This window comes from Ignavibacteria bacterium (assembly GCA_025612375.1).
GTDB lineage: Bacteria > Bacteroidota > Ignavibacteria > Ignavibacteriales > SURF-24 > JAAXKN01.
In genome coordinates this window covers 1-5632 of the sequence record JAAXKN010000049.1, presented here as the reverse complement: position 1 = coordinate 5632, position 5632 = coordinate 1, and the positions used below count along the sequence as shown (strand labels likewise).

The 5632-nt window shown below is 46.0% G+C and carries 5 protein-coding genes; 3 read left to right on the top strand and 2 right to left on the bottom strand.

The window, feature by feature from the left end; all coding sequences use genetic code 11:
• Positions 1-107: 107 nt before the first annotated feature.
• The 3 genes from mtgA to HF312_19090 all read left to right on the top strand — a co-directional run bounded on the left by mtgA (position 108) and on the right by HF312_19090 (position 2867).
• Entirely contained in the window at positions 108-836 is a 729-nt protein-coding gene (gene mtgA / locus HF312_19100; GenBank protein MCU7522332.1) for a monofunctional biosynthetic peptidoglycan transglycosylase, read from the top strand.
• Between the two features lie 118 nt (positions 837-954).
• Complete coding sequence (locus HF312_19095) at positions 955-1611, top strand: ATP-binding protein (GenBank protein MCU7522331.1); 657 nt, start codon at positions 955-957, stop codon at positions 1609-1611.
• 164 nt (positions 1612-1775) lie between these two features.
• On the top strand, positions 1776-2867 hold the full coding sequence (locus tag HF312_19090; GenBank protein MCU7522330.1) for an ATP-dependent 6-phosphofructokinase: 1092 nt from the start codon (positions 1776-1778) through the stop codon (positions 2865-2867).
• 163 nt (positions 2868-3030) lie between these two features.
• Here the strand turns inward: HF312_19090 and HF312_19085 are convergent, their stop codons facing one another.
• On the bottom strand, positions 3031-4374 hold the full coding sequence (locus HF312_19085; protein MCU7522329.1) for an AAA family ATPase: 1344 nt from the start codon (positions 4372-4374) through the stop codon (positions 3031-3033).
• Positions 4371-5252, bottom strand: coding sequence for an Rrf2 family transcriptional regulator (locus HF312_19080; GenBank protein MCU7522328.1), 882 nt, complete (start codon positions 5250-5252; stop codon positions 4371-4373). Before HF312_19080 ends, HF312_19085 begins: the two co-directional genes overlap by 4 nt.
• Positions 5253-5632: the final 380 nt, after the last annotated feature.

Here is a 5632-nt window from a genome sequence, read left to right as displayed (position 1 = left end):
CGGCGCCATAAAGGATTCAGCAGGCACAAAGACTGAGCCAAAGGATTCTGCGAATGTAAACAGCGCTCCTAAGAAAAAGAATTCCAGGGTAAGAGACGACAGGTAAGATGCAGTTTCCGGAAAATGAGCTTGGGGAATTATACAAAAAGGCCATCCCGAAACTTCAGGAAAGGAAATTCATTTTCGGGGTTCTGTACGTATTATTTGTAATGTATATGTGCATCCCTTCTTTTGAAATTCCCCTTATTGAATACAGCCATTTCAGGATATCCTCCGTAATGGAACAAAGGGCGATGGAGCACTTTATGGTCTATTACCCCCGGCAGTCCTGGGCATCTCTTGACGAGATAAGTCCCAACTTCCTGAAATCGGTTGTTTCTATGGAAGACGGAAAGTTCTTCACGCATAAGGGCATAGACTGGGAAGAGCTGGAGCACTCGATGAAGGTGAACAAGCGCAGGAAAAGAATTGCCAGGGGCGGAAGCACAATAACAATGCAGCTTGCAAAAAATCTTTTCTTAAGGACGGACAAGAATTTGTTCCGCAAAGCCAAGGAGCTGATGATAACAGTCAGAATGGAAAAGGAAGTTAGTAAAGAAGCCCTGCTTGAAAATTATGCAAACGCCATAGAGTTTGGCGACGGCATATTCGGAATTAAAGAGGCCTCGCGCGTATATTTTGACAAAGAGCCCGGAGCGCTTACGGTAAACGAATGCGCCCGGCTTGCCGCTGTAATCCCTTCGCCGTTAGAACACAAGCCTACAGACAATTCACCATATGTACTGCACCGTGCCTCGCTAATACGCGGAAGGTATAACGACGTTATTCTGCCGTAAGGCAAATTTTTAACCTTAATTGAATTCTATACCGGTTTTAGTTGTTATTTATATAGGAATTGATTTTTCCCGGAGGGCAGAAAAGGTGCCGGGATCTGTTTTGAGGGTTTAAGGATTTATGCGACGCAAAGAGTTATTACAGCTGATTGAAGAGGGCGAAAATCTCCACTGCGAATTCAAGCTGAGATTTTCTTCGCACGAAAAGATTGCAAAGGAAATGATTGCCTTTGCAAACACAAAGGGCGGATACATGATTTTCGGGATCGACGACGATAAGACCGTCGTCGGCGTGCAGAGTGAAAAAGGGGAGGCTGAGCTGATAAAAGAAGCCGCGTCGCAGTACTGCGAGCCGCCGGTAAAGTTCAGCCTGGAGTATATCGATCTTAACAACAAGGAAATTGTTGTGGCGGAGATACCTGAATCGGATGAAAAGCCGCACCGCCTGCAGGATTACCTTCCTGAATTAGACATTACAAAAGCGCAGGTTTACGTGCGCGTAAACGACAAGAGCATGCTTGCAAGCAAGGAGATGGTGCGTATACTGAGAGCCGACGCGCAGAAGACGGAGCTCGTAAAATACGTTGTTGGAAGCAGCGAAAAAATAGTTTTTGATTACCTGGATAAGAATGAAACCATTAACGTAAAGCTCTTAAGCCGCCTGGCAAACATTTCCGAAAGGCGGGCATCGCGCACGCTTGTAAAGCTTGTGCGGGCAAGAATGCTTCTTATACACACCAAGGATAACGGCGAAGAATTCTTCACCTACACAGGATGAAGGCAATTAAAAATTAAAAATTAAAAAGTAAGGACAAGGATACCCCTACACCTTGTCATTCCTATCTTCCCCTCAACTTCGAACTTTGAACTTTGAACTATTGCGCCTATATTTATAGGACAATTTTAGAACTTAATCGGGTAAAAATGAAATCGAAATCAGGCATAAAAAGAATAGGCATTCTGACCGGAGGCGGTGACTGCCCCGGGCTTAACGCCGTAATTAGGGGGGTATCCAAGCCGGCGCATGACTACGGCATGGAGGTATTCGGCATTGAGGACGGATTTGAAGGACTTGTGCAGGGAAAGGCACGCCAGTTGTATAACAGGGACGTATCGGGCATTCTGACTACAGGCGGAACGATACTTGGCTCATCGAACAAGGGCGACCCGTTCCACTGGCCGGAAGAAGTAAACGGTGAAATTATAATTACAGATAAATCCAAAGCTGCATTAAGGAATTACCAGGGCTGGAACCTGGACGCGCTTATTGCAATTGGCGGCGACGGCACGATGAACATCTGCAGCAAACTGAGCAAGATGGGAATGAACATTGTGGGCGTTCCGAAGACAATTGACAACGACCTGGAGGCGACGGACCAGACATTCGGACACGATTCGGCAGTATATGTGGTCTCGGAGGCAATTGACCGCCTTCACACCACGGCCTCATCGCATCACAGGGTGATGGTAGTTGAAGTAATGGGGCGTTATGCCGGATGGATTGCCCTTAACGGAGGCCTTGCCGGCGGAGCCGATATTATATTATTGCCCGAATTCCCGTTTTCGTGGCAGAAGGTTTATGACCACGTTATAAGGCGCGACATGATGGGCAAGCGCTTCAGTATTGTATGCGTTGCCGAAGGCGCAAAGCCCGAGGACGGGCAGATGGTTGTAAGAGCAACGGACAAAAAACGTACAGATCCCCTGCAGTTAGGTGGAATAGGCGAGCTGGTGGCAAAGAACATTTCTGATGCAACGGGACTTGAAACAAGAGTGACCGTTTTGGGCCACCTGCAGAGAGGCGGCAGCCCGACTCCATACGACAGGATACTTTCGACCAAGTTCGGCACATATGCAATTGAGCTTGCCTCGAAGAAAAAGTTTGGGCGCATGGTTGCATTAAAAGGAAGTGAAATAACGAGCGTTAAGATTGAAGACGCCATAGCGCATCAGAAGCTTGTTGTTCCAACAACGCAGGCAGTAATATCGGCCAAAGCCGTTGGAGTCCGCTTTGCCTCCGCGCTTGTGGATTAACGTTGCCGGAAAAACAATTTGCATAAAAAATAATAACGTTGTATTTTAGTTCCGGAGCATCCTTTACCGTTGGAGTGGTCTATCAATTAGACTCATCTCGTTAGCAAAGCTAACCTGCGGAATTGATGCTCCTTTTTTTTATTCATCCCGGACATGCGAAGCGCTAAACCTTCACGCATCTGGCGCCTTCAATGTGGTGAATTGATGGAACATACTGCACGGGAACAACGCCCGTCCGGCCGCTGCGCGCCTTGGCTATGACAATTTCCATGTACTCTTCGGCCTTAAGGGGACTGCCCTGATTATCGTAATACAAATAATTGCTCCCTTCAAATGGATTTACACCGTACTCGGCGGGGCGGTAGAGCAGAAGCACGAGATGGGCTTCCTGCTCAATTGAACCCGACTCCCGGAGGTCCCCCAGCTGCGGCCTGTGAGAAATTCTCTTTTCGGAATCGCGGTTCAGCTGGCTTAAGATAACAATGGGGACGCCCGTCTGCTTTGCCAATGACCGCAGGTCCTTTACCAGTTCTCCAATTTCAAGGTCGTAGCGCTGCTTCTGGTAGCGGGTTTGGATTAAGGTCAGGTAGTCGATTATAATAACGTCAACTTTATGCCTCAAGCGCCAGTAGTTGATCTTAGCCTTAATGCTCTCCGGGTTCTGTCGCGGAGTGTCGTCAACAATGTAGTCATCGAGGCTGTATTTTTTTGCAGCCTGAATGAGCATATTGATTTCCTCCTGGTTCAATTCCCGGCCATCGATTGTAAGTGTATTGATATTTGCCGCTTCCGATAAGTTGCGTATAAGAAGGCTTTTTGCGTCCATCTCGAGGCTGAATATGCCGGGTTTCAGTCCCTGCCGCATGAAATTCCTCATCAGCTGAAGCATAAGGTCTGTTTTCCCCATTCCCGGTCTTGCGGCAATTATGGTTACCTGGTTTTTAGGAATGCCTGTAATCTGCCTGTCCAGGTTAGGTATGAGTGTGGGTATATACTGTGCGTTAACCCCTTTAAGTCCATCATGAAGTTCCTTTAAGACCTCCTCGGCCACGTCGATGTTTCTTATTTCCTTAATACAGCCGCCGATATTCTCCTGAAGGATTAAGTTAAAATCTTCAATGAGTTTATTTGCAAAATCGAGTCCTGATTCGTGTGTATTCTTAAAGCAGTTCCTGATTTCTCTTTCAATTTTTATTTCCGTAAGGCGTTTAATAATATTGCCCGTATGGCGGTTAATGCTCGCCTGCTGAATGACGTTGAGGAAATAATCGCGGAGCTCGTGGTGGCTGCCCTGAATAAAAAGCCTGTCGTAAAGCTTGTCGAAGGTAGGAGCAAGTCCCGTTTCAAAGAAATAATCCATAGCCTGCGAATAAATGATCCTGTGTTCCTCCCCGGAAAAAATTCCAGAGGGGGCGTTAATAGCGGCAGCGCTGATGAAGCTGTGTTTATCGGTAAGGATTGTGTTAAGGACTTCCGCTTCAAGCCGGAGGCAAATTTCGTCTTTCATAGGAGTATCCTCGGTGAATTTAATTGGAGATTTTGATTTTTCTTTTCGGCTGCCGTCATCTGCATGGCGAGCGTTTCGAAGTTAAAGTTGAGTGAAGAGGCCGAACGGATTCTTGATTTCCAGAAGTCGGTATTTTGAGAAAATTCAATTACGCGCGAGATCTTTTCAAATGGGATGCCTTCATTCAACATGTATGAAATCTCTTTCTGCCATTTATTAAACTGCGGTATTCTGCGCGGCGCATAGTTCTCAGTCATTTTTTTAAGAAGGAGCGCACAGAGTCCTGATTCATCAGGGCTCTGTATATTTTCTTTTATATAATTGTTGATTGTATTAATACATTGTTGATTACGGCCGGGATTTCGGCTTTCAGGTGGCTGAAGGTTTTCAGTAAAAGCCCTGTTTTCCTTAGTTTTAGGCTCATATTGAAGGTTTTCAGGTGGCTGTGAAACAGGCCCTTCGGGTGGCTGTGACTTAGGGCACACCGGAGGCCTGGAACCGGCAGATTTCAGATGGTCAGATTTCAGCGTAAGCCTTTTCAGGTGAGGCTGTATCTGGTATTTATCCCAGTTTACGAATCTTATAACCGGGGTATTTTTACCCGGAATAACCTTTACGCTTCCCCTTTGGGAGAGGTATTTAAGGAATTTATCCACAAAGAAGCGGCTGGTTTTCCATCTTTTAGCAAGGAAGCGGCTGGAGTAAGGGACGTCGCCCGGTTCCACGTGGATTTTAGTATTTCTGAGTCTGAGTGTTCTGGCATTATGTGAAGCCAGAAGCAGCAGGTCAATAAAAGCCATAGCCCTGTTAACGACGGGTTCAGAAGTCCATATTTCATCCCGTGTAACAGATCTGTAGAGCAATACGAAACCTTTCATATCAGCTCCTATTTAGTTAGAGGTTGCAAATAGAAAATGAATATCAGGCTTAAAAACAAAGAAGTGACTTTACAAAACTTAACACTTTATTTACACCAATCAACTGCCGGCAAGAGTAAGTTTGCAAATAAATCATTAAAAAGCAAAGCTTTTTCTTTACAAGCATTACCCCTCAGAGTCCCTCCGTAAAAAGCTGTGACGTAAAGCAACAGAATCAATTAAAAATTAAAAATTAAAAAGTGAGGACAGGGGAGTCTCCACGTCTTATCATCCCGTCGAACCTGTCTTCCCGTCGGACGCCGGACCTTTCTTTCCGTCGAACGTAGAACGTAGAACGTCGAACGCTTACACGCAGGGCGTCCTTTTTACGCAGAAAGTTT

Bases quoted from the DNA above. Each gene is read 5' to 3' on its own strand.
- HF312_19080 (MCU7522328.1), bottom strand. From the start codon at position 5,252: ATGAAAGGTTTCGTATTGCTCTACAGATCTGTTACACGGGATGAAATA.
- HF312_19085 (MCU7522329.1), bottom strand. From the start codon at position 4,374: ATGAAAGACGAAATTTGCCTCCGGCTTGAAGCGGAAGTCCTTAACACA.
- mtgA (MCU7522332.1), top strand. From the start codon at position 108: ATGCAGTTTCCGGAAAATGAGCTTGGGGAATTATACAAAAAGGCCATC.
- HF312_19095 (MCU7522331.1), top strand. From the start codon at position 955: ATGCGACGCAAAGAGTTATTACAGCTGATTGAAGAGGGCGAAAATCTC.